Here is a 23,530-nt window from a genome sequence, read left to right as displayed (position 1 = left end):
ATGCTAGCTGTCCGAACGCTTTACGCATATGGGAAGAGTCCGAAAGTGAGTGAGGTCCCCTACTGATGGGTTGGCCTGGTATCGTGTTGCTGGGCGTGGCCGTCGGCCTTGCGGGCTGGTGGTTCCATCCGCTGCGGCGCGCGAGTCGGGCACGTATCTGGGTGGCGTTGCTGATGGGTGTGCTGGGCGCAGTGTTCGCCAGCCTGGCCGGCAACGTGACTGGTCTCTTCCATGATGGTGATACGCTCGAATGGCCGGTGTGTACGGCTGTTGCGTTGATTGCCGTTGCCGTGACGGTCGGCTTGTTCTCCCGTCGCTGAACTTTGCAGGTGAATCTGATGAATGCCCGACTTCCCGAAACCTCTTCCGTTCCCGAGCGGATCGCCCACCTGCGTGGCGCGATGACGCGCGAGGGCCTCGCGGCCTATCTGGTTCCGTCTGCCGATCCTCACCTGTCCGAGTATCTGCCGGGACGCTGGCAGGGTCGCCAATGGCTATCGGGTTTCACCGGCTCGGCCGGCACGCTGGTCGTGACAGACAGCTTTGCCGGCTTGTGGACCGATAGCCGTTATTGGGAGCAGGCCGAAGCGCAACTGGCCGGCACCGGCGTCGAGTTGATGAAGATGTTCGGCGGCCAGCAGTCGCAGCCGCACTTCGAATGGATGGCGCAAAACCTGCCGGCTGGCGCGACCGTCGGTGTCGACGGTGCGGTGCTGGGGCTGGCCGCCGCACGCTCGCTGACGCACGCGCTGAGCGCGTACGGCGTAAAGCTGCGCACCGACGTCGATCTGTTCGATGCCATCTGGCTCCAGCGGCCGGCGCTGCCCACCGAAAAGGTGTTCGAGCACACCGCGCCGCACGCCACCGTGGCCCGTTCCGAGAAGCTCGACCAGATTCGCCGTGCGATGCAGGACAAGGGCGCGCAATGGCACTTCATTTCGACGCTCGACGATCTCGCGTGGCTGTTCAACCTGCGCGGCGCCGACGTCAGCTACAACCCGGTATTCGTTGCGCATGCGCTGATCGGACTGGACCGCGTCTCGCTGTTCGTGGCCGACGGCAAGGTGCCGCGGGCGCTGGCTGAAGCGCTGGCGCGCGACGGCATCCATGTCGAATCGTATGGCAAGGCCGCCGCGGCCCTCGCGGGGTTGCCTGGCGGTGCGAGCCTGCTGATCGATCCGCGCCGGATCACGTATGGCCTGCTGCAGTCGGTGCCGACGACGGTGAACATCGTCGAGGCAGTGAATCCGTCCACCTTCCTTAAATCGCGCAAGACCGAGGCGGATGCCGAGCACGTACGCGCGACGATGGAGCAGGACGGCGCGGCGCTCACCGAATTCTTCGCTTGGTTCGAAGGCGCGCAGGGTCGCGAAACGATCACCGAGCTGACCGTGGACGAACGTCTGACGGCCGCTCGTGCCCGTCGTCCGGATTTCATTTCGCTGAGCTTTGCGACCATCGCCGGCTTCAACGCCAACGGCGCGATGCCGCACTATCGCGCGAGCGCGGCGTCGCATTCGACCATCGAAGGCAACGGCCTGCTGCTGATCGACTCGGGCGCCCAGTATCTGACGGGCACGACGGATATCACGCGGGTCGTGCCGGTCGGCACGCTGAGCGACGCGCAGCGACGCGATTGCACAGTGGTGCTGAAGGGGGTGATGGCGCTGTCGCGGGCGCGGTTTCCGCGCGGCATCCGCTCGCCGATGCTCGACTCGATCGCGCGCGCGCCGATCTGGGAAGCCGGGGCCGATTACGGTCACGGTACCGGGCATGGTGTCGGCTACTTCCTGAATGTGCACGAAGGCCCGCAGATCATTTCGCACTACGCGCCGGCCGAACCGTTCACGGCAATGGAAGAGGGCATGATCACCTCGGTCGAACCGGGTATTTACCGGCCGGGCAAGTGGGGCGTGCGGATCGAGAACCTCGTGCTGAACCGCGCGGCCGAGAAAACCGAGTTCGGCGATTTCCTCAAGTTCGAGACGCTGACGCTGTGTCCGATCGATACGCGCTGCTTCGACCTGTCGATGCTGCGCGAGGACGAGCGTGCATGGCTGAACGCGTATCACGAGATGGTGCGCACGCGGATTTCGCCGCATGTGTCGGGCGAAGCGAAGGCGTGGCTGGAGACGCGAACGCAGGCCGTCTAGGCGACGTGCGGGAGATAGCGCGTCGCGCGCCGTTGCGGTTCGATTCGATTACGAGGAGTGCTACAGATGACGGGCGTGGCAGTAGTGGTGATCGATGTGCAATATGCGTTCTTCTCCGGCCCGAACGCCGCGTATCGCGGCGCTGAGGTGATCGACGGCATCAACCGTCTGACGGCGGCGGCGCGCGCAGCGGGCGCGCCGGTCTTCATCGTCCAGCACGATGAAGAGGGCGACGAGGAAGTCGAGTACGGTAGCGAGGGCTGGCAACTGCCAGCCGACCTCGTGCGCACCGGCGGCGACACGCTCATCAGGAAATCGGTTGGCGATTCGTTTCACGAGACTCCGCTTAAAGCGCACCTGGACCGGCTCGGCATCGACCGTCTCGTGATCTGCGGTTACGCCACCGAGTTTTGCATCGACACCGGCGCGCGCCGCGCTGCCTTGCTCGGCTACCGGACGACAGTCGTCTCCGATCTTCACACCACCCAGCAGACTTCACAGCTCACGCCCGAACAGATCGTCGCGCACTACAACCGCGTGTGGGAGCATTCCTCACTGCAGGGCAACCGCGTCTCGGTTCGCCCGCTCGCCGACGTTCTCGCCACGGAGTTCGCATGAGCATCAAGGCGGTGGTGTTCGACTTCGGCGGCGTGCTGATCGACTGGAGCCCTGAATATCTGTTTGGCGAACTGATCCCGGACGAGACCGAGCGCCGCTGGTTTCTGACGCACGTCTGTTCGATGGAGTGGATCCTTCGTCAGGATGGCGGTCAGACGATCGCGGATGGCACGGCCGAACTGATCGCGCAGTTTCCCGATCATGAGCCGCTGATCCGCGCGTTCTACGAGCGCTGGCACGAGATGATCCGCGGCGTGCTCGAGGACACCGTGACGGTCCTCGACAAGCTCGATGCAGCGGGCGTGCCGCTGTTCGGTCTCACCAACTGGTCCGACGAGACGTTTCCGTATGCGTGGGAGAACTTCCCGGTGCTACGGCGCTTCCGCGACGTCGTGGTGTCAGGCCGCGTCAAAATGGTCAAGCCCGATCCGGCGATCTTTGCTGAAATGCAGCGGCGCATCGAGGTTCAACTGCCCGGCATCGAAGCGCAGGAACTGGTGTTTATCGACGATGTCACGAGGAACGTCGCGGCCGCGACTGCGCTCGGCTGGAACGCCATCCATCACACGTCTGCAGCGCAGACAGAAGCGAAGCTGCGCGAGCTCGGTTTGCCGGTTTAACCCAGCCGGCGCCGGGTAGCGCGCTGGCGCTCGCCTGATATCGGCCGCCGCTTACGCCACCAGATACCCGCCGTCGACCGGCACGATCGTGCCGGTGATAAACGCCGCAGCGGGCGAGCACAAGAACACCACCGCTTGCGCCACGTCCTCCGGCTCGCCCCAACGCCCGAGCGGCGTACGCTCCAGAATCGCCTGCGAGCGGCCTTCGTCGTCCTGTAGCGCCTGCGTGAGCGGTGTTGCGATCCAGCCGGGCGCGACTGCGTTCACGCGAATCCCGTCCTGCGCGTACGCCAGCGCGAGCGACTTGGTCAATTGCGCGACACCGCCTTTGCTCGCGCTATATGCCGGCACCAGACCGCCGCCAAAAAAGCTCAGCATCGACGCCGTGTTGACGATCGCCCCGCGGCTTTTGCCCAGCAGAGCGCGTGCTGCCGAGCAGGCGCGCATCGTTCCCGTCAGGTTCACATTAATGACCTGTTCGAACACGTCGAGCTGATGCTCCTCGACACGGCGGATCATTCCCGCGCAGTTGACCAGGATGTCGAGCGAGGCGAGTGGCGCGAACAGCGCGGCGACCTCGTCGTTCGAGCCGACGTCGAGCGCGGCCACTTCGATGTCGGCTCCGAGGGCGCTACGCTGCGCATCCGTTGGCGCGAGCCCTGCTGCAATCACGCGAGCGCCAAGCGCGGCGAGCTGGCGCGCGATTCCCGCCCCGATGCCTTGCGTGCCACCCGTCACCACAGCGGTTTTGCCTTGAAAAAGATCCTGCTGAAACGTCATGGCCAATGCTTCTCCGAGTGGGTGAAGGTTTCAGGGAACGTGCTCACGCGAGCGTAGCCGCCGCCGCGGTATCGGCGCGCTCGGCAATCGGCGCGCGCACCACGAACATGTAGACGAGCGCAGCCGCGAACGACACACCCGCGCTGATCAGAAACGCGTCGACGAACGAATGGGTCTGATCGACCACCACGCCCGTAATGAACGGCGCAAACGACCCGCCGAAATAACCGCCGAAGTTCTGGATGCTGCCGAGCGATGCCACCAGGTGCCGCGGCGCGGCCACGCTGACGAGCGCCCAGGCGCCGCCGCTCGCCATGTTGATGAAGTACATCGCGAGGCACAGATAGACGATGGCAAGCGTGGTATTTGGCGTATAGGCCGCCGGCACCGTGAACACGGCCGCGAAAATCAGCCCGGTGCAGATTGGCCACTTGCGGCTGCGGATCGGCGCGACGCCATGCGCCATCAGTCCATCGGCGACGAACCCGCTCGACAGCATGCCAAGCGTGCCGAACAGATACGGAATCGACACGATCCAGCCAGTCTTCGCAATCGACAGATGCCGTTCGTGTTCGAGATATGCAGGCAGCCAGGTCAGATACAGCCACACCATGTAGATCACGCCCATGAAGCCGAAGATCATGCCCCATGTGGTGCGCGACGCAAACAGCCCGCGCCATTCGGCCCCCGTCATGCGGCGCTCGGCGCGCATCTGCGGCTCCTCCTCGGTCAGGTGCGTGACCTCGTCCGCATTGAGTGTGACTTCGCCGCGATTGCGATACACGATGTACCAGCTGATCGACACCACAATGCCCATCACGCCCATCACGACGAACATCCAGCGCCAGCCGAACGCGAGCAGCAGGCCGGTGAGAATGGGTGGTGCGAGGCCCGGGCCGATCGTCGATGAGGTGGTAAAAATACCGGTGGGTCGACCGCGCTCGCGTAGCGCGTACCATTCGCTGACGACTTTCGCGCCCGCGGGAAACTGCGGCGCTTCGCCAATGCCGAGGCAGATCCGCGCAATCAGGAACTGCTGCAAGGTCTGCACGAGGCCGCCGAAGAACTGCGCCACCGACCAGACGAACATGCCGACGCCCAGCATCAGCCGCGCGCCGAAGCGATCGAGCAGCGCGCCCATCGGCAATTGCGCGAACGCGTACGAGAACGAGAATGCGGACAGCAGCAGACCCATCTGCGAGGCGGAGAGCCCCAGTTCGCCGCTCACCGAGTGATTGGCGATCGACAGCGTGCTGCGGTCGAGATAATTGACGAGGCCCGCGAGCGTCAGAAACGTCACTGCGACACATTGGATGCGCCGTAAGCGCGGTGTTTTTGCCTGCATGGTTTGTGTCTCCTCCTATGCTCTTTTTTGAAATAGCCTTGAGCGTCTATGGACGGAATGCTGCAACTGCCTGAGGCCCTGAAGGCCTACGCTACCTCACGAACTGGTCCACATAACTCGCGCCGAGCCCGACTTTTTCGAAGTGTGCGCGGCACATCTCCAGCTTGGTGAAGACGTCTTCGTACCCGGTGAAATTGCCGTACGGGTCGCAGTAGTACATCACGCCGTTCACCTGGAAGTAGGTGATCATTTCCTCGACGTCTTCCGGGACATACAGCGTATGGGTTTCGCCCGGCGGCTCGAAGACGTAGCTGCCTTCGGTGGCGATCCAGTCGTGTTCGAGATAGCGCCATTTGCCTTTGAGCACAAATCCGTGCACGGCGGCCGGATGACGGTGACGGCTCAACACCCCCGACTTGCGCACGCGCAGCAGATTCATCCAGTAGCCGGTGGAGACGTTCAGGCACAACGGCCGGAACCACACGTTATCGGCTTGCGGCACCCACAGGCGCTCGTCTTGAGGTATGGCCGATTCGACCACGATCTCGCGCAGCGCCTCGGGCGGGTTGGGGAGCTGATACGGCGTCATCGCGTCGGCGGCAGCGGTGGGTGCTGGCATGGCGTCTCCTTGATTGTCGAGTCTATGGACTTTACGGCTTACTGCCCAAGCAGGTTCTTCAATGCGTTGCCCAAACCTTTGACGGTGTCGCCTGCACCTTTCGCCACCCCTTCGACGCTGACGCCCATCGCCTGTGCGAAGCCAGTACCCAGCTTGGTCAGCAGATTTTCGTTCACCGAGAATTTCGGATCGCGCAAGTTGCCGTCCAGCACGAAATGCACGGTGATGTCACCGTTGCGCGTCTTCAACGCCGCGACCGCGGCCTTGGTGGGAATCGACAGGAAGGTGTCGAGCGGGTTGCCGTTGTCGGCCAGTTGCAGGTGGTGCAGGGTGATCGTGCCCGGCGCATGCAGATGATAGCTCGCGACCGTGGACTCCACCGTCAGGTCGACCGTGCCCCCGGCAATCTGGGTCTTGGCGCCGGCCTTCTTGAGCAGATACGGATCGAGCATGGCCACATCGACGCCGCGCAGCGTGCTGGTGGTCTGCGAATCCTTGCTGGCGATCTTGATCCAGCCGCCGAACGAGACCGTGCCGGTGTGCGCCGGACCGACGATCGATCCATTCACCGCGACGTTCGTCGGCTCCGTAAGCGCGGGCAGATGCAGGTGATCGACGGTGGCGCTCGCGTTGGTGACGGCCACCTTATAGGCCGGCTTGCTGACGGTCAAATCGTAGAACTCGAATGTGCCTTGCTGGAAGGCGATGTGATCGATGAGTTTCTCCTGCTGCACGGACACGTCGCCGACGCTCGCGCCGGTATCCGGCCGGCTCATCGATTCCTTGAGATTGGGTAACAGTTGCAACGTGCCATCTGCTTTGCGCACAACCGAAAGGTCGAAGCCGGTTACGACCGCCGAGCGGATATGTACCCGCTTCTGGAGCAGTTCGCGGACGTCGGGAACGATCGTGATCTGGTCGGCCCGCAGCGAGTCGGGCGCGGGCCAGCCTGGCGGCCCCTTGAGGCGGACGTTGGTCAGGCGTACGGAGGTCAGACCCACATCGATGCTATCAGCGCTGCCGAGCGGTCCGAGCACGGAGATGATCCGCTGTTTGACTTCGTATTGCGCGAAATAAAAACCGCCCAGGGCGATAACGAGCAGCACCAGAACGATACCGGCGACGGCAATGGCCACACGTCTTGCAGTCGACATCGCCATGCTTGCCTCCTCGTGGTCGCGCGACGCGCGGCCGGCCGTTTAAAGGTGAGCAAACCTCATGCCGCGCCGCCTGCCGGTTACCGGGCACAAACCGTGCAATGCACGGCCTGGCCGATAACCGGGACGTATGCGGCGAACGTCTTAACGCGCGATCGGTTTATAGCGCAGACGCTTCGGCCGGGCGGCTTCCTCACCCAGACGGTTGCGCTTGTCCGCTTCGTATTCCTGGTAGTTGCCGTCGAAGAACGTCACTTGCGAATCGCCTTCGAATGCCAGGATATGCGTCGCGATGCGGTCGAGGAACCAGCGATCGTGCGAGATCACCATCACGGAGCCGGCGAATTCGAGCAGGGCATCTTCGAGCGCGCGCAGCGTTTCGACATCGAGGTCGTTCGACGGTTCATCCAGCAGCAGGACGTTGCCGCCCGCGATCAGCGTCTTGGCCAGATGCAGACGGCCGCGCTCACCACCCGAAAGGTTGGAGACGATCTTCTGCTGGTCGCCGCCCTTGAAGTTGAAGCGGCCAATATAGGCCCGCGACGGCGTTTCATACTTGCCGACCGTCAGCACGTCGGCGCCGCCGGAAATCTCTGCGAACACCGTCTTCGAACCGTCGAGCGCATCGCGGCTTTGATCCACGTAGGCGAGCTTGACCGTCGGCCCTTGCACGATCTCGCCCGAATCCGGCTGTTCCTTGCCCGTGAGCATGCGGAACAGCGTCGACTTGCCGGCGCCGTTCGGCCCGATGATGCCGACGATCGCCCCCGCCGGAATCTTGAAGCTGACGTTGTCGAGCAGCAGACGATCGCCGTAGGCCTTCGACACATTCTTGAACTCGATCACTTCATTGCCGAGACGGTCGCCGACCGGGATGAAGATTTCCGAGGTTTCGTTGCGCTTCTGGTAGTCCTGGCTGTTCAGTTCCTCGAAGCGGGCGATACGTGCCTTCGACTTCGCCTGACGGCCCTTCGGGTTCTGGCGCACCCACTCCAGTTCCTTCTTGATTGCCTTCTGGCGTGCCGATTCCGACGCTTCTTCCTGCTTCAGGCGCTCTTCCTTCTGATCGAGCCAGCTGCTGTAATTGCCCTTCCAAGGAATGCCGTGGCCGCGGTCGAGTTCGAGAATCCACTCGGCGGCGTTGTCGAGGAAGTAGCGATCGTGGGTCACGGCGACCACTGTCCCCGGGAAGCGTGTCAGGAACTGCTCGAGCCAGTCGACCGATTCGGCGTCCAGGTGGTTGGTCGGTTCGTCGAGCAGCAGCATGTCCGGTTTTTCGAGCAGCAGCTTGCACAGCGCGACGCGGCGCTTTTCACCGCCCGACAGATGTTCGATTTTCGCGTCCCATGCCGGCAGACGCAGTGCATCCGCGGCGATTTCGATCTGCTGTTCGGCGCTGCCATCCGCGGTGGCGAGGATCGCTTCGTACTTGGCCTGCTCGGCGGCGAGCGCATCGAAATCCGCGTCCGGCTCGGCATACGCGGCGTAGATTTCGTCGAGCTTCTTCTGCGCGCCGAACACTTCGCCCAGACCCTCTTCGACCGCTTCACGCACCGTCTTTTGCGGATCGAGTTGCGGTTCCTGCGGCAGGTAGCCGATGTTCAGGTTGGGCATCGGCGTGGCTTCGCCTTCGATGTCCTTGTCGACGCCCGCCATGATGCGGATCAGCGTCGACTTGCCCGAGCCGTTCAGGCCGAGCAGACCGATTTTCGCGCCGGGGAAGAATGACAGGGAGATGTCTTTCAGGATTTGACGCTTGGGCGGCACGATCTTGCCGACCCGGTTCATGGTGAAGACGTATTGGGCCATTTTGCTTGCAGTAGGCGTTGACGCCGCCGGCCGCACAGAGGGCGGGCGGTCGTGGGTGGATGGGAATTCGGTGCCGCTGGTTTCCGGCCGGTGCGGCGTGAGCGTCGGTCGATCCTTACGATCGAAGCTTTCGGCATGAGAGCGCGCACGGCGGGAGAGGTGTCATTGTACTTCGGGGCGGGCGGCGCGGGCGTGCAGGGCGTGGCCTGGCGGAATCCGCCGGATAAGAGGGAGAGGTTTGCACGGCGCGGAGCGTGCGGTGACGGCGCACTGCAGGGGAAAGGTGTGCGCGCAGAAGCGCACGTATGACGGATGACTGGCCGCAGGCGCGATCCCTGTGGCCAGTCGTGCGTGGACCTGAGTCAGGCTATTTGGCGCCCGGCTGTTCCCTCCAGCGATACTGCTGCTTCCACCCAAGCAGGCGCTTCAGCTTTTCATTGCTCAACAGCGTTTCGAACTCGCCCAGCTGCTTTTTCACCGGCACGTTCGGATAGAAGCGTTTGAGCAGTTCCGCGGTCGGCAGATCTGAAGACACATCATCCGCGGCGACGTTCATCACCTCGAAGCCCAGACCATCCTTCTCGATGCCGAGGCGGCAGGCCGTCGCCAGATCGCGGCCGTCGATATAGCTCCACGCAATGCGCTTGCGGAGGATCGGATCCTTCAGCCAGGTGGGGAATTTCGCATAGTCGGCCGGATCGAGCACATTGCCGATCCGGAAGCAGTAAATGTCCGCTCCGGTGCGCGCATGAAACGCCTTGCCGGTCACTTCGTTGATGACCTTCGACGTCGCGTAGCTGTCCATCGGATCGACTGGATACTCTTCATCCAGCGGGAAATAGGCCGGGTCGCGGTGACGATGCGCGAACACCACCCCATAGGTCGTTTCGCTCGACGCGAGAATCACCTTCTTGATGCCGTACTTCGAGGCCGCGTCGAGCACGTTGTACGTCGCCATTACGTTGATGCGGAACACCTCGTTGTCGGTCGTGACGAGAATCCGCGGAATGGCCGCAAAGTGCACGATCGCGTCGATCGGCTTCGGCTCGATGTCGTCGTCGAACTCCTTCGAGGTCGTGCTCGAGGCAAGCGCGTTGAACACCTGGCCCGCGTCGGTCAGGTCTGTAATGAGGGTGCGGGCGGTTTGCTTTGCCATCGGCACGCGGTCGAGGTTCAGCACTTCATAACCGTGCGCGACCAGGTCTTCGACCACCCACTTGCCGGCCAGTCCGCTACCGCCGGTGACAATCACTCGCTTCGTCATCTGCCTTGCTCCTTGTCAGGTTCAGGTGAATCAGGGGGTTAAAACATCATAGACGTTTCCTGCCATGCGTTTCTGTGACGAACGTCATAGTCACGGGGCCGCATCCAGGCACTTCGGGAGAACCCCAATACGTATGTATGACTTTCGTCACAGTTTCCTGTGGCGCTCTGATCCTATGATCGGTGCCAGTCCCAAGGTGCGGCGCGTTGGCAGCAAGGCGCAGTCGTGCTCGAAACGCCGCGGGGTAAAAGCCGCTGGGCCGCAATGATCTGCATGGAGACGCCCTTTGAGAGCCATCTCGACCAAGACAGGGGAGCCGGCGCACGCCGGCGTGCTGGATACGATGCGCAACTGGCTGAAAATCCGCGAGCTCAACATCCTGTCGGTGCTGATCCTGGTCGGCATCGTCATCAGTATTTTCTCTCCGTACTTCCTGACGACGAACAATCTGATGGGGGTGTTCCGCTCGTTTTCGCTGGTCGGCATCATGTCGATCGGAATGATGCTCGTGATCATCACCGGTGGCATCGATCTGTCGGTCGGCTCGGTGATGGGACTGTCGTCGCTGATGACCGCGCTCGCCTTCCAGCACGGTTGGGGACCGCTGCCCGCGGTGCTGGCGGGCTTGTGCGCCGGATTGATTGTCGGCGCTTTCAACGGTGTCCTGATCACGTGGATCCAGTTGCCGCCGTTTATCGCGACGCTCGGCACGCTCAGCATCGGTCGCGGCCTGATGTACATCATCACCAAGGGCGTGCCGCTCACGCCCGATGTTCCCGACAGCTTCACGTTCATCGGCCAGGGCTATTTCGGCTTCGTGCCGGTGCCCGTCGTGATCATGCTGTTGCTGACCGTGTGTTTCTCCATCCTGATGCGGCGTACGCGCTTTGGCCGTCACGTCTATGCGACGGGCGGCAACGAAGTCGCGGCGCGGCTGAGCGGCGTGCGCACCCACCGCGTCAAGTTCACGGTCTATGCGTTGTCGGGTTTGATCGCCGCGCTTGCGGGCGTCGTCAGCTTTTCGCGTTTCGTGTCGGCGGAACCGGCGTCGGGTTTCGGCGCTGAACTCGACGTCATTGCGGCTGCCGCGATTGGCGGCGCGAGTCTCTCGGGCGGCGTAGGCAGCGTCGAAGGCGCGATCATCGGCGCGGCGCTCGCCGGGATCATCACCAATGGCGTCGTGCTGCTCAACATCGACACCTACGCGCAGCAGGCCATTACCGGCTGCGTGATCCTGATCGCGGTCAGCATCGATATCTGGCGTGTGCGGCGCAAAGGCCGCTAGACCGGAGATTTTCGTCACAAGCATCACTTCGCTAACACAAGAAAACAAGGAGACAACGTCATGAACACGAATGCTATGCCCCGCCTGCTGGCAGGCAGCCTGGCCGCAGTTGTACTGATGATGGGATACGGCGCCGCGCAGGCGAAGGATCCAAAGGACATCACGGTGGCGGTGATCCCGAAGGTGGCCGTGCCGTTCTTCGACGATTGCAACAACGGCGCGAAAGCGGCCGCCGAGAAGGCGGGCGTCGGCTATCAATGGGTCGTGCCGCAAAACACCCAGGGCTCGACCCAGGTGCAGATCATCGAGGATCTGATTTCGAAGCACGTCGACGGCATTGCGATTTCGGTCAATGAGCCGAAGTCGGTCGAAGGTGTGATGAAGCGGGCCGAACAGAGCGGCATCAAGGTACTGACGTACGACTCCGATTCGCCGAACAGCGGCCGTTCGATGTATATCGGCACCAACAACGAATCGGCTGGCGCGACGATGGCCGATTCCATGGCGAAGGCGCTCAACGGCCAGGGCGAGGTCGCGATCATTACCGGGCAGCTAGGCGCGGTGAACCTGAACCAGCGCATTGCCGGTATCAAAAAAGAACTCGTCAAATATCCGGGCATCAAGATCGTCGAAACGCAGGGCACGGAGGACGATCTCGCCAAGGGCGTATCGGTGACAGAGACGACGCTGCGGGCGCATCCGCAACTCAAAGGCATCTTCGGCGTGAGCCAGGTAGGCGGCCCAGCGGTGGCGAAGGTGCTCAACACGAAGGAATTCGGCGCGATGAAGGGCAAGCTGCAGGTGTTCGCGTTCGACGATCTGCCGGATACCTTGAAGGGGCTGAAGGAAGGCTACATTCAGGGAATCATGGTGCAGCGTCCGGTGACGATGGGGCGGCTTGCGGTGGAGCATCTGGTGGCTCAGGTGCAAGGGCAGGATAAGGACATCAAGGACATCGATACCGGGGTCACCGTGGTGACGAAGGACAACATAGGGAGCTATACGAAGTAACGCGAAGCATCCCGAAGTAATTTCCGTGTCCGCACGTGCAGGCAGGAGCGATTCGATGACGCCGTTTCTGGAGATGCGCAATATCTCGAAGACGTTTCCGGGCGTGAAAGCGCTCGATCGCGTCAACCTGCACGTGTCGCGCGGTGAAGTGCTTGGACTCGCCGGCGAAAACGGCGCCGGCAAGAGCACGCTGATGAAGATTCTGACCGGCGTCCTCTCGCACGATGCGGGCGGCAGCATTCTCGTCGACGGTCAGGAGATCGTGTTGCGCGACGGCAATCATGCACGCGCACTGGGTATCAACATCATTTACCAGGAACTCTCGGTTGTCGAAAACCTGACGATCGCGGAGAACATCTATCTCGCGAGGGAGCCGCTTAACCGTTTCGGTTTTCTGGACGTTACTCGCATGAACGAAGACGCGCGCACGGTACTCGAGACGATCGACATGAAGATCGATCCAACCACGCGCGTCAGCGAACTGAGCGTGGGCCAGAAACAGATGATCGAGATCGCCAAGGCGATCTCGTATCAGTCGGCGGTGATCGTGATGGATGAGCCGACGGCTTCGCTCAGCCATCACGAAACGCGTGTGCTGCTGGAGTTGATCAAGCGGTTGCGGCAGAAGGATATCGGCATCATCTATATCTCGCATCGTCTGGAAGAGGTGCTTGAACTCGCCGATCGCGTCACGGTGTTGCGCGACGGTTCGACTGTCGATACACAGCCGATCGCCGACGTGACGCGTGAATCGCTGGTGCGAAAGATGGTGGACCGCGAGCTGAGCGAGCTGTACGCGCCGCCCGTTTCCCATGCGACGAGCGAGGTCGTGCTCGAAGTGCGCGATCTGGCGATGCGGCATCCGCGCGCCGCCGACGTGCACATTCGCGACATCAGCTTCAGGTTGCATCGTGGCGAGATATTGGGGATCGCGGGCCTGGTGGGCTCGGGCCGCACCGAAATCATGGAGATGATTTTCGGCATCCGGCCGTGCACAGGCGAGATTTTCGTCGACGGCAAAGCGGTGACGATCCGCAAGCCGCACGAGGCGATTGCGCATGGCATTGGCTTTGTCACCGAAGACCGTAAGGCTCAAGGTCTCGTGCTGGAGATGAGTGTGCGCGAAAACTTCAGTCTTACGCATCTCGAAGCGTATTCGCCGTTTCAGTTCCTGCAGCGCGCGAAGGAAGATGAAATCTGCAAACAGTTCGTCCGCACGTTGAGCGTCAAGACGCCTTCAATCGAGCAGAAGGTGATCAACCTGAGCGGCGGCAATCAGCAGAAGGTCGTGTTGGCGAAATGGGTGGCACGCAATCCGCGCGTGCTGATCGTGGATGAACCGACGCGTGGCATCGACATTGGCGCGAAGGCCGAAGTGCACGCCTTGCTGGCGCGGCTCGCAGCGCAGGGGATCGGGATCATCGTGATTTCGTCGGATCTGCTGGAAGTGCTGGCCGTGAGCGACCGCGTGCTGGTGGTGCGCGAAGGACGCCTCAATGGCGAACTGACGCGCGCTGAAGCTACCCAGGAACGCGTGATGGCTGCTGCCACCGCATGACGGCTTTGCTTGCAACGGTCCGTTTTATGTTTTGTTTGTCTTGCGTTTGTCTCGATAGGGAGTGTTAGTGCAATGACCACGATTGTCGTAATTCACACCGGGCCGGTGACAGTGCAGCCGCTCAAGGATCAGTTCAAGGAACAGCTCGCCGATGCACGCGTGATCAATATCGTCGACGACAGCCTGTTAAATGACGTGCGCAGTGCCGGTCATCTGACGCCCGAGGTGACGAGCCGCATCTATAGCTACATGCAGAACGCGCAGTCGATGGGCGCCGACCTGATACTCAACGCCTGCTCGTCGGTAGGCGAGGCCACCGACCTGCTGCGCGGGATGATCCGCACACCCATCATCAAGGTGGATGAGGTTATGGCTGAAGAGGCAAGCCGCATCGGGCAGCGCGTCGGCGTGGTCGCGACGGTGTCGACGACGCTGGAACCGACGGTGCGATTGATCAGGAAGAAAGCCGCTGAAAACAAGCGCGACGTCACGGTCGTGGAGCGCATCGCCGACGGCGCGTTCGACGCATTGCTCGCCGGCGACGCCGCGCGCCACGACGACATCCTGAAGCGCACTATCGTTGCCCTGATGGACGAAGTGGATGTGGTCGTGCTCGCGCAGGTATCGATGGCGCGCCTCGTGCCCTTGCTCGGGTCGACCAAGGTGCCCGTGCTGGCGAGTCCGCAGAGCGGCGTCGCCGAGGTCAGGCGCGCGCTAGCGGCGCTTTGAGGCTTTCGGCAGCGAGCGAGCGGGCGCGCGCCAGCACCTGATTCGCCGCCGACGGCGCCAGATATTGACCGACGAACGCGGGTGTCAACACGATCTTGCGTTCGTGCGTGTCGACAAGACCCGCCGCTTTCAGATCACTAAAGTGCCGGTTCACCGATTCACGCGATGTGCCGATGAAATCCGCCAGCTTGTCCTGGGCAATCGTCAGGTCGATCAGGATCGCACCCGGCTCGTCGTGATACGTGAAATCGCAACCGATCTGCGCGGCGAACATGGTGAGGATATTGGTGAGGCGCTTACGGACGTCGTGCAGCGAAAGGTTTTCGATCAACTGCTGGGCTTCCTGCCAGCGCTGATAGTGGCTCTTGAGCACGAACTGGTTGATCACGTCGTAGCGCCGCAGCAGTTCCTTGAAATCCGGCTTGCGGATATAGCAGATCATGCTGGGCGCAAGTGTTTGCGCATAGTGCGAATAACTGGGCTCGTTGAGGACATCGCCGTCGCCGAAAATCATGCCCGCCTTGATGAACGACAGCGTGATTTCCTGGCCATCCTCGGTGAGCCGATACAGCCGGACGCTGCCTTTCTTCAGCAGATAGACGCAGTCGCTGCGGTCCTCCGGACGATAAACGGTGGTGTTCTTGCGTAGATGTCTGTGATCGCTGAACGCAGGCATTACCTCGTCGAGGCAATTCAGCTGGATCAGCGACAGCAACTCGCTTTTGCCGACGAACCACATCGCGTGTCTCCTTGACTCTGTTGGGTCAACGGGCCGCGTCGAGGCACATCGTCCGACGTGGCATCGCTTTATGTCATTCGGCTCATTCTACACATCGTCTTGTGGCGCCGCTTGCGAGGCCGCAGCGGCGCCAGACAGCGAGTCGGACCCCAAATCAGTTTGCCCGCTTGCCGCTCGCCGGATCGAAGAAATGCAGGTGTTTCGCAGGCAGCGCTACGGGCAGTACTTCGCCGTTGGCCGGCCGATGGGTGTGCGGCAGGCGCACGGTCACGTCGTGTTTGCCCCAGCGGCCATGCACGAGGTTGTCCGCACCGAGCAGTTCGCATGAATCGACCGCGATGCTCACGTGCGGTGCGTCCGGGAATCCCGGCGTCATATGCTCCGGCCGGATGCCGAGGACCCAATCGCGCCCGGCCGCTATCTCGCTACCGACGCACGGCACGCCCGCGAGCGGCAGCTTCGGACCGTTGCCGGCGACCTCGAAAGCAGCGCCGTCGTCCGATACGCGGCCTTCCAGCAGATTCATCCCCGGTGAGCCGATGAAGCTCGCAACGAAGACCGTCGCCGGCCGTTCGTAGACGTCGACCGGCGCGCCGATCTGCTCGGCGTGGCCGCGGTTCATCACGATCACACGCTGGGCGAGCGTCATCGCTTCGATCTGGTCATGCGTGACGTACAGGCTGGTGGTCGCGAGACGCGCGTGCAACCGCTGGATTTCGAGGCGCATCTGCACGCGCAGCCGGGCATCGAGGTTCGACAGCGGCTCGTCGAACAGAAACACGGCGGGCTCCCGCACGATCGCGCGACCCATTGCCACGCGCTGCCGCTGGCCGCCCGACAGCTCGCGAGGTTTGCGTTCAAGCAGCGGCCCGAGTTCGAGAATCTGCGCGGCGGCCTGCACGCGCCGGTCGATCTCTGCACGGTCCACGCCGCTGATCTTGAGCGCGTAGCCCATGTTTTGCGCCACGCTCATGTGTGGATAGAGCGCGTAGTTCTGGAACACCATCGCGATGTTGCGGTCTTTCGGCTCGAGCTGATTGACCACCTTGTCGTTGATCGAGATCGTGCCCTCGGAAATGCTTTCGAGGCCCGCCACCATCCGCAGCAAGGTCGACTTGCCGCAGCCCGACGGTCCGACCATCACGACGAATTCACCATCGGTCACGTCCACGTCGATGCCGTGCAGTACGAACTGTTTGCTGTCGTAGCTTTTCTTTACGCCCTTTAGCGTCAATGCAGCCATTCCATCCGCCTTTCTTTTTCATCTGCGGTTACGCTTGCCCCAAGAGCTGCGTGTCGCCGCGAAGTTATTCGGTTCCGGAGCCGGCTGTGGAGTCGCTCGTTGCGCCGGCACGGTCGGCTTATTTTTCAGAGTCCACGAGTCCGCGTACGAACCAGCGCTGCATTGTCAGCACCACCGCGAGCGGCGGCAACATTGCGAGCAGCGTCGCGGTCATCACGAGATGCCACTCAGTGGCGGTGTCGCCCGACGCGATCATGCTCTTGATACCCACCACCGCCGTGGTCAGCGATTGCTGGCTCGTGATCAGGATCGGCCACAGATACTGGTTCCAGCCGTAGATGAAGGTGATCACGAAGAGCGCGGCGATATTGGTTTTCGACAGCGGCAATACGATGTCCCAGAAGAATCGCAGCGCACCCGCACCGTCGATACGCGCAGCCTCCATCAGCTCGTCGGGCAGCGTCATGAAGAACTGCCGGAACAGGAACGTGGCGGTAGCCGACGCGATCAGCGGCAGCGTGAGTCCGGCGTACGTGTTGGACATGTGCATCGACGATACGACTTGCACGGTTGGGAAAATGCGCACTTCAACGGGCAGCATCAACGTGACGAAGATCAGCCAGAACGACAGATTCCTGAACGGGAAGCGGAAGAATACGATCGCATAGGCGGAGATCATCGAAATCGCGATTTTGCCGATGCAGATCACCAGCGCCATCACGAGGCTGTTCATCAGCATGCGGCCGAACGGGGCGGCCGCGTTGCCGCTGCCGTGCACCCAGACGTTAGCGATGTTCTCGAACAGATGCGTGCTCGGGATTAGCGAAAGCGGCACAGAAAAGATTTCGTGCTCATTCATGGTGGCGGCGCAAAACGCGACGTACACCGGGAACACGATTAGCGCGACGCCGATGATCAGCACCGCATGGCAGAAGAGGTCGAAACCACGGCGATTCTCGATCATGAGTATTGAACCCTCCGCTCGATGAAACGGAACTGCACGACGGTCAGCGCGATCACGATCAGCATCAGCACCACCGACTGCGCGCCTGAGCTACCGATGTCGAGGCCCTGGAAGCCCTCGGCGAAGATCCGGTAGATCAGCGTGCGCGTGGCCTGGGCCGGTCCGCCGCCCGTGGCGGCATCGATAATCGGAAAGGTGTCGAAGAACGCGTAGACCAGATTGATGGTGAGCAGAAAGAAGCTCGTCGGCGACAGCAGCGGTAGCGCGATGCCGAAAAAGCGCCGCACGGGTCCGGCGCCGTCGATGGCGGCCGCCTCGATCAGCGAGCGCGGAATGGCCTGCAGGCCGGCATAGAAAAACAGGAAGTTGTAGCTAACCTGCTTCCACACTGACGCCAGCACGACCAGGAACATGGCCTGGCCCGGATTGAGCGCGTGATTCCAGACGATGCCGTACTTCGCAAGCGCGTAGGTTACGAGCCCGATGCTCGGATTGAACAGGAACGACCACAGCACCGCGGCAATCGCGGGCGCGACCGCATACGGCCAGATCAGCAAGGTCTGATAGGCCTTCGCGCCGCGCGTCACACGATCGGCGCAGACCGCGAGCAGTAGCGAGATAACCAGTCCGCTGACGGTGACGAGCACGCAAAAGAACAGCGTAGTGTTAAACGACGCCAGATAAAGCGGATCGGCGAACAGTTGCTTGAAGTTGGCGAGGCCCACGAATTCGCTCGACGTGCCGAACGCATCCTGGCTTTGCGTGGACTGCCACAGCGCGACGCCGGCAGGCCAAAGAAAGAACACTAGCGTGATCGCCAGCTGCGGACCTACCAGCAGATAAGGCAGCACGCCAGTCCCGAAGCGGGATCGCTTTTCCATGAAGCATCTCTCTGAAGATAATGCTGGAGCGGCTCAGCTTTGCTTGTCCGCCCGGTGTACGAAGTGCGAGGCGACGGAACGAAACGCTCCGTCATACTAACGGACGCGCCTCGCTGAGGCGCGTCCGCCAGGTGGGGCAGGTCGACGCTTAGCTGCCGGCCTTCTCGAAGCGGCGCAGCAGTTCATTGCCGCGTTCGACCGCGGAGTCGAGCGCTTCCTTAGGCGTCTTCTTTCCGCTCCAGACCTGCTCGAGTTCCTCGTCGACCACCGTACGGATCTGCGGCATGTTGCCCAGACGCAGGCCCTTCGTGAACGGCAGCGGCGGCTTGTTGAGCATCTGCTTGATCGCGGTGTCGCTGCCCGGGTTCTTCGTGTAGAAGCCCTGCTGTTGCGTCAGCTGATAGGCGGCAGTCGTGATAGGCAGATAGCCAGTGTCCTGATGCCACTTTGCCGCAACTTGCGGCGTGGCCAGGTACGCGAGGAACTTTGCCACGCCCTTGTAGACGCTCGGATCCTTGCCCGACAGTACCCACAAACTTGCGCCGCCGATGATCGCGTTTTGCGGTGCACCCTTCACGTTGGCGTCGTAGGGCATCATGCCGGTGCCGAAGTCGAACTTGGCGTACTTCTTGATGTTGGCAAGCGAGCCCGACGAGTTCGTGATGATGCCGCAGTCGCCGCTATAGAACTTGGATACCGGTTCGTCCTTGCGGCCGACATAGGTGAACGAGCCTTCCTTCGCCATGTCCTGAAGGAACTGGATATGGGCGATCTGCTGCGGCTTGTTGAATTCGAGTTGCGCGTCGGCGCCATCGAAGCCGTTGTTCTCCGTCGCAAACGGCAGACCGTGCCAGGCACTGTAGTTTTCGAGCTGGATCCAGCTCTGCCAGCCCGATGAGTAACCGCACGACATGCCTGACGCCTTCAGCTTCTGCGCGTCCTTGCGCAGTTCGTCCCACGTCTTCGGCGGCTGGTTAGGATCGAGCCCGGCCTTCTTGAACGCATCCTTGTTGTAATACAACACCGGCGTCGAGCTGTTGAACGGCATCGAAATCAGTTCGTCCGTCTTGGAGTCGCTGTAATAGCTCGCGATGGTGGGCACGAAGGCCTTTTCGTCGAGCGGCACGCCGGCCTGCTTGAATACTTCGGATACCGGAATCACCGCTTTCTTCGCCTGAATCATCGTGGCCGTGCCGACTTCGTAGACCTGAAGGATCGCCGGCGCGTTGCCGCTGCGATAGGCCGCGATGCCGGCCGCGAGCGTCTGGTCGTAGGAACCCTTGAAGACCGGGACGATCTTGTAGTCGGATTGTGATGCGTTGAAGTCGTTGGCGATGTCGTTCAGATGCTCGCCGAGGGCGGCTTCCATGGCATGCCAGAACTGGATTTCCGTCGCGGCCTGAGCGGCCTGATTGACGCCGAGAGCGAGAACAGCCGCCGCGGCAAGCGTACGGAACAGGGGTTTGCAACTCATCAATGGTCTCCTTGGTCGGAAGGTGTGCAACTTGAGGTTGCGCGATTCTAATTGGACTCGATGACAGACAGAAGTTGAGCGTTGTTATGTTGTGCTCGCTATCGGTGCTGGCAATGGCCGGCTTCTGCGGTGCCGGAAGCCGCAATTTAACACCGGCAGAATTGAAACTGAAGCTAACTTTCGGAGACCGTCGCCTGGCGGGATTTTGATGCCTGCCGATGGCTGCTTTTGTGCTGGAGCCGCTTGCTTTGGCTTGTTTTGAGACCGTTGACCCGTAACATGGGTGGTTCGGTTTCGTCTGTTCTAGTCAGGAGTCCAGATGCCTCGTCTGATTTGCGCCGGGTTGGTTGTTGTGTTCTGTAGTGCTTTTTTGTCCGGTTGTGTTGCGCCTTCCGAGAGGCCAGTTGATACGTCCGCGTCTGACTCTGCGCTGCCGCAGATCATCGCGCATCGTGGCGGCACGGGCGATGCGCCTGAGAACACGCTGGAGGCGATTCGTCTCGCGCTCGCGCACCACGCCGACGCCATGTGGTTGACGGTGCAACTGAGCAAGGATGGCGTGCCGGTGCTGTACCGGCCGGCGGATCTGTCCGCGTTGACGGATGCCAGCGGGCCAGTCTCGGCGCGTACGGCGGCAGAGCTTGCCCATGTCAACGCGGGGTGGAGTTTTCGTCTGGCTGACGCTCAAGGGGCGGAGGCTTACCCGTACCGGAGCCGACCGGTTGGCATTCCTACGTTGCGCGAGGCGCTACGCGCTATCCCGGCTTCGATGCCGGTCGTCCTCGATATGAAAGCGCTGCCGGCGGAGCCGCAGACACGGGCGGTCGCACAGGTGCTGAGCGAAGAAAACGCCTGGACGCGGGTGACGCTTTATTCAACGGAGGCTGAATATCAGCGTAGTTTCGCGGCGTATCCGCAGGCGAAGGTCTTTGAATCGCGCGATGCGACGCGCACTCGTTTAGTGCGCGTTTTGCTTGATCAAGGGTGTCTGGACGCGCCGGCTGAACATGCTTCGGCCGCGTTCGAGCTGCATCGGGCGGTGACCGTGGTCGAGAGATTTACGCTTGGGGAAGGGCGCTCGGAGGTGAACGCGACGCTGTGGACGCCTGCAACGGTGGCGTGTTTTCGGACGCATCCGGACGTGCATATCGTCGCGATTGCGGTGAACGACGCGGATGATTATCGTGCCGCGGCGTGTCTCGGGATTGACGCGGTGCTGTCGGACTCGCCGGAGAAGATGACGGCGATTCGGGCGGGGATGGTGGGGGCGTTGCGGTGTGGCAGGTAGCGGGCACCAAAGATTAAGCGCGGTCGAATGTGGGCCTTGATAAAAATCGCAAATTGAGATATTTTGGTCTATGCGTGTTATTTCCAACAGGTCGTTGGTCGAGTTTGCCGAACGACACCCTGAGGCGCGAGTGGCGCTTCAAATGTGGCGCAAGACAATCGAAGCCGGCTCGTTTTCGAACTTCGCCAAGCTCAGGCAAGCGTTCAATGCAACGGATAGGGTTGGCGACTTTTATGTGTTTGATATCGGCGGCAACAAGTTTAGATTGGTCGCCGCGGTGCACTTTAATGTGCAGAAGCTGTACGTGCGTCATGTACTGACGCACAAGGAATACGACAAATGGAAGCCTTGATTTTCTCGTCGACGGAAGTCGCTGAACTTGCGGGTCATTTTGGTGCGTTGTCCGAAAAGGTGCCTTTGCGTCCCATTGCCGACGTTGCCGAATATGAAGAGGCGGTGCGAGTACTCAATGCTTTGCTGGACGTTGGCGCGGCGGATGAGACGCATCCTCTCGCGGGCCTCGTGACCGCGCTCGGCGAATTCATCGTCGACTTCGATGACGCTCACTATTCATTGCCCGACGCCATGCCTGCCGAGGTTCTTCGCGCGCTCATGGACCAGCACGGCATCAGGCAATCGGAGCTACCGGAGATTGGTAGTCAAGGTGTGGTGTCGGAGATACTCAACGGCAAACGCGAACTAAACGCGCGCCAGATTCGCGACGTTTCGAAGCGCTTTGGCGTCAGCCCCGCGGTGTTCTTTCCGGCGTAAATCTCAACGCGTTCGCTGCTCGCAGCGGCCCCCACAAAGAAAAACCCCGTAAGCGCCCAAGACGCTACGGGGTTTTACACATCGTGGCGCCACGCGCCAGTTAACGATCGCCGTTTACACGTTAAACAGGAAATTCATCACATCCCCGTCGTGCACGACATATTCCTTACCTTCTGCCCGCATCTTGCCGGCTTCCTTCGCGCCTTGCTCACCCTTGTAAGCCACGAAGTCATTGAAGCCAATCGTCTGTGCACGGATGAAGCCACGTTCGAAGTCAGTGTGAATCACGCCCGCAGCCTGCGGTGCCGTGTCGCCGATATGGATCGTCCACGCCCGCACTTCCTTCACACCAGCCGTGAAGTACGTCTGCAGACCGAGTAGTTTGAAACCGGCGCGGATCACGCGATTGAGGCCCGGCTCTTCCATGCCCAGGTCGGCGAGGAAAACCTGCTTGTCTTCGTCTTCCAGATCGGCGATTTCCGCTTCGATGGCCGCGCACACCGCGACGACCGGCGCCTTCTCAGCGTCCGCGAACTTGCGTACGGCGTCCAGATGCGGGTTGTTATCGAAGCCGTCTTCCTTCACGTTGGCGACGTACATCGTCGGCTTGGCGGTGATCAGGCAGAACGGCTTGAGGAGCACCTGCTCTTCGTCCGACAGGTCGAGCGCGCGCACCGGCTTGGCCTGGTCGAGCTGCGCACGGACCCTTTCCAGCACCGCGGCGAGCTTGATCGCTTCCTTGTCGTTGCCCGATTTAGCGGCCTTCGAATAACGTGAAAGCGACTTTTCGACCGTCGCCAGATCGGCCAGCGCCAGTTCGGTGTTGATGACTTCAATATCCGACAGCGGATCCACCTTGCCGGCGACGTGAATCACGTTATCGTCTTCGAAGCAGCGCACAACGTGCGTGATGGCGTCGGTTTCGCGGATGTTGGCGAGGAACTGGTTGCCAAGCCCTTCACCCTTGCTCGCGCCGGCGACAAGGCCGGCGATATCGACGAATTCCACGACGGCCGGCATGATGCGCTCGGGTTTGACGATGTCGGCAAGCGCTTTCAGCCGCGCGTCCGGCACTTCGACGATGCCGACATTCGGCTCGATCGTGCAGAACGGATAGTTTTCGGCGGCAATGCCCGCCTTGGTTAGCGCGTTGAACAGGGTGGACTTGCCGACGTTAGGCAGGCCGACGATGCCGCATTTGAGGCTCATGGGGTTTCTCTAG

Annotated in this window: 23 protein-coding genes; 11 read left to right on the top strand and 12 right to left on the bottom strand. The window is 61.6% G+C overall.

Features of this window, described 5'->3' with window-relative positions; all coding sequences use genetic code 11:
- Nucleotides 1–65: 65 nt before the first annotated feature.
- The 4 genes from P3T17_RS34345 to P3T17_RS34330 all read left to right on the top strand — a co-directional run bounded on the left by P3T17_RS34345 (nt 66) and on the right by P3T17_RS34330 (nt 3,391).
- On the top strand, nt 66–320 hold the full coding sequence (locus P3T17_RS34345) for a hypothetical protein (protein WP_074262607.1): 255 nt from the start codon (nt 66–68) through the stop codon (nt 318–320).
- 18 nt (nt 321–338) lie between these two features.
- Complete coding sequence (locus P3T17_RS34340) at nt 339–2,153, top strand: aminopeptidase P family protein (RefSeq protein ID WP_429411387.1); 1,815 nt, start codon at nt 339–341, stop codon at nt 2,151–2,153.
- A 66-nt stretch (nt 2,154–2,219) separates the two neighbouring features.
- Nucleotides 2,220–2,771: an isochorismatase family protein gene (locus P3T17_RS34335; protein ID WP_429411385.1), complete on the top strand. Its 552-nt coding sequence runs from the start codon at nt 2,220–2,222 to the stop codon at nt 2,769–2,771.
- Nucleotides 2,768–3,391, top strand: coding sequence for an HAD family hydrolase (locus P3T17_RS34330; protein ID WP_074262605.1), 624 nt, complete (start codon nt 2,768–2,770; stop codon nt 3,389–3,391). Before P3T17_RS34335 ends, P3T17_RS34330 begins: the two co-directional genes overlap by 4 nt.
- A 51-nt stretch (nt 3,392–3,442) precedes the next feature.
- Here the strand turns inward: P3T17_RS34330 and P3T17_RS34325 are convergent, their stop codons facing one another.
- The 6 genes from P3T17_RS34325 to P3T17_RS34300 form a co-directional block, all read right to left on the bottom strand.
- A complete protein-coding gene (locus tag P3T17_RS34325; protein WP_429411382.1) occupies nt 3,443–4,171 on the bottom strand; it encodes an SDR family NAD(P)-dependent oxidoreductase in 729 nt (242 codons plus the stop codon).
- A gap of 43 nt (nt 4,172–4,214) precedes the next feature.
- Nucleotides 4,215–5,516, bottom strand: a complete 1,302-nt coding sequence (locus tag P3T17_RS34320) for an MFS transporter (RefSeq protein WP_429411380.1) — start codon at nt 5,514–5,516, stop codon at nt 4,215–4,217.
- 91 nt (nt 5,517–5,607) lie between these two features.
- Nucleotides 5,608–6,135, bottom strand: coding sequence for a 2,4'-dihydroxyacetophenone dioxygenase family protein (locus P3T17_RS34315; protein WP_074262602.1), 528 nt, complete (start codon nt 6,133–6,135; stop codon nt 5,608–5,610).
- Between the two features lie 38 nt (nt 6,136–6,173).
- Nucleotides 6,174–7,295 carry a DUF748 domain-containing protein gene (locus P3T17_RS34310; RefSeq protein WP_074262601.1) on the bottom strand — a complete coding sequence of 374 codons (1,122 nt, stop codon included), beginning with the start codon at nt 7,293–7,295 and terminating at the stop codon, nt 6,174–6,176.
- A 141-nt stretch (nt 7,296–7,436) separates the two neighbouring features.
- Nucleotides 7,437–9,101, bottom strand: a complete 1,665-nt coding sequence (gene ettA, locus P3T17_RS34305) for an energy-dependent translational throttle protein EttA (RefSeq protein ID WP_074262600.1) — start codon at nt 9,099–9,101, stop codon at nt 7,437–7,439.
- Between the two features lie 367 nt (nt 9,102–9,468).
- A complete protein-coding gene (locus tag P3T17_RS34300) occupies nt 9,469–10,365 on the bottom strand; it encodes an NAD-dependent epimerase/dehydratase family protein (protein ID WP_429411378.1) in 897 nt (298 codons plus the stop codon).
- 343 nt (nt 10,366–10,708) lie between these two features.
- On the opposite strand from P3T17_RS34300, the gene P3T17_RS34295 reads away from it, so the two are divergent.
- From P3T17_RS34295 to P3T17_RS34280, 4 genes are all read left to right on the top strand, one after another.
- A complete protein-coding gene (locus tag P3T17_RS34295; RefSeq protein WP_074265848.1) occupies nt 10,709–11,650 on the top strand; it encodes an ABC transporter permease in 942 nt (313 codons plus the stop codon).
- A gap of 117 nt (nt 11,651–11,767) precedes the next feature.
- A complete protein-coding gene (locus P3T17_RS34290) occupies nt 11,768–12,661 on the top strand; it encodes a sugar-binding protein (RefSeq protein WP_254368882.1) in 894 nt (297 codons plus the stop codon).
- A 55-nt stretch (nt 12,662–12,716) separates the two neighbouring features.
- On the top strand, nt 12,717–14,219 hold the full coding sequence (locus tag P3T17_RS34285; RefSeq protein ID WP_429411376.1) for a sugar ABC transporter ATP-binding protein: 1,503 nt from the start codon (nt 12,717–12,719) through the stop codon (nt 14,217–14,219).
- 72 nt (nt 14,220–14,291) lie between these two features.
- Nucleotides 14,292–14,948, top strand: coding sequence for an aspartate/glutamate racemase family protein (locus P3T17_RS34280; protein WP_074262597.1), 657 nt, complete (start codon nt 14,292–14,294; stop codon nt 14,946–14,948).
- Here P3T17_RS34280 and P3T17_RS34275 read toward each other — a convergent pair.
- The 5 genes from P3T17_RS34275 to ugpB form a co-directional block, all read right to left on the bottom strand.
- On the bottom strand, nt 14,923–15,687 hold the full coding sequence (locus P3T17_RS34275) for a Crp/Fnr family transcriptional regulator (protein WP_429411373.1): 765 nt from the start codon (nt 15,685–15,687) through the stop codon (nt 14,923–14,925). The genes P3T17_RS34280 and P3T17_RS34275 overlap by 26 nt on opposite strands.
- Nucleotides 15,688–15,841: 154 nt before the next feature.
- Complete coding sequence (locus P3T17_RS34270) at nt 15,842–16,930, bottom strand: sn-glycerol-3-phosphate import ATP-binding protein UgpC (protein ID WP_429411371.1); 1,089 nt, start codon at nt 16,928–16,930, stop codon at nt 15,842–15,844.
- A gap of 118 nt (nt 16,931–17,048) precedes the next feature.
- Nucleotides 17,049–17,894 carry a sn-glycerol-3-phosphate ABC transporter permease UgpE gene (gene ugpE, locus P3T17_RS34265; protein WP_074262594.1) on the bottom strand — a complete coding sequence of 282 codons (846 nt, stop codon included), beginning with the start codon at nt 17,892–17,894 and terminating at the stop codon, nt 17,049–17,051.
- Nucleotides 17,891–18,775, bottom strand: a complete 885-nt coding sequence (ugpA, locus tag P3T17_RS34260; RefSeq protein ID WP_429411369.1) for a sn-glycerol-3-phosphate ABC transporter permease UgpA — start codon at nt 18,773–18,775, stop codon at nt 17,891–17,893. The genes ugpE and ugpA overlap by 4 nt, the downstream gene beginning before the upstream one ends.
- A 148-nt stretch (nt 18,776–18,923) precedes the next feature.
- Complete coding sequence (gene ugpB / locus P3T17_RS34255; protein WP_074262592.1) at nt 18,924–20,249, bottom strand: sn-glycerol-3-phosphate ABC transporter substrate-binding protein UgpB; 1,326 nt, start codon at nt 20,247–20,249, stop codon at nt 18,924–18,926.
- A 319-nt stretch (nt 20,250–20,568) separates the two neighbouring features.
- Here ugpB and P3T17_RS34250 point away from each other — a divergent pair, with 319 nt between their 5' ends.
- The 3 genes from P3T17_RS34250 to P3T17_RS34240 all read left to right on the top strand — a co-directional run bounded on the left by P3T17_RS34250 (nt 20,569) and on the right by P3T17_RS34240 (nt 22,308).
- Nucleotides 20,569–21,537 (top strand): glycerophosphodiester phosphodiesterase family protein, encoded by a 969-nt coding sequence (locus P3T17_RS34250; protein WP_429411367.1) that lies wholly within the window; start codon nt 20,569–20,571, stop codon nt 21,535–21,537.
- Nucleotides 21,538–21,679: 142 nt separating this feature from the next.
- Complete coding sequence (locus tag P3T17_RS34245) at nt 21,680–21,889, top strand: type II toxin-antitoxin system HigB family toxin (RefSeq protein ID WP_217272793.1); 210 nt, start codon at nt 21,680–21,682, stop codon at nt 21,887–21,889.
- Nucleotides 21,877–22,308 carry a helix-turn-helix domain-containing protein gene (locus P3T17_RS34240; RefSeq protein ID WP_074262589.1) on the top strand — a complete coding sequence of 144 codons (432 nt, stop codon included), beginning with the start codon at nt 21,877–21,879 and terminating at the stop codon, nt 22,306–22,308. The genes P3T17_RS34245 and P3T17_RS34240 overlap by 13 nt, the downstream gene beginning before the upstream one ends.
- A gap of 114 nt (nt 22,309–22,422) precedes the next feature.
- Here the strand turns inward: P3T17_RS34240 and ychF are convergent, their stop codons facing one another.
- On the bottom strand, nt 22,423–23,517 hold the full coding sequence (ychF, locus tag P3T17_RS34235; RefSeq protein ID WP_074262588.1) for a redox-regulated ATPase YchF: 1,095 nt from the start codon (nt 23,515–23,517) through the stop codon (nt 22,423–22,425).
- Nucleotides 23,518–23,530: the final 13 nt, after the last annotated feature.

The organism is Paraburkholderia sp. GAS82 (genome assembly GCF_050436285.1).
Classification (GTDB): Bacteria; Pseudomonadota; Gammaproteobacteria; order Burkholderiales; family Burkholderiaceae; genus Paraburkholderia; species Paraburkholderia phenazinium_B.
Note: the sequence above shows the minus strand (reverse complement) of the source record. Positions and strands in the feature narration are given on the sequence as shown.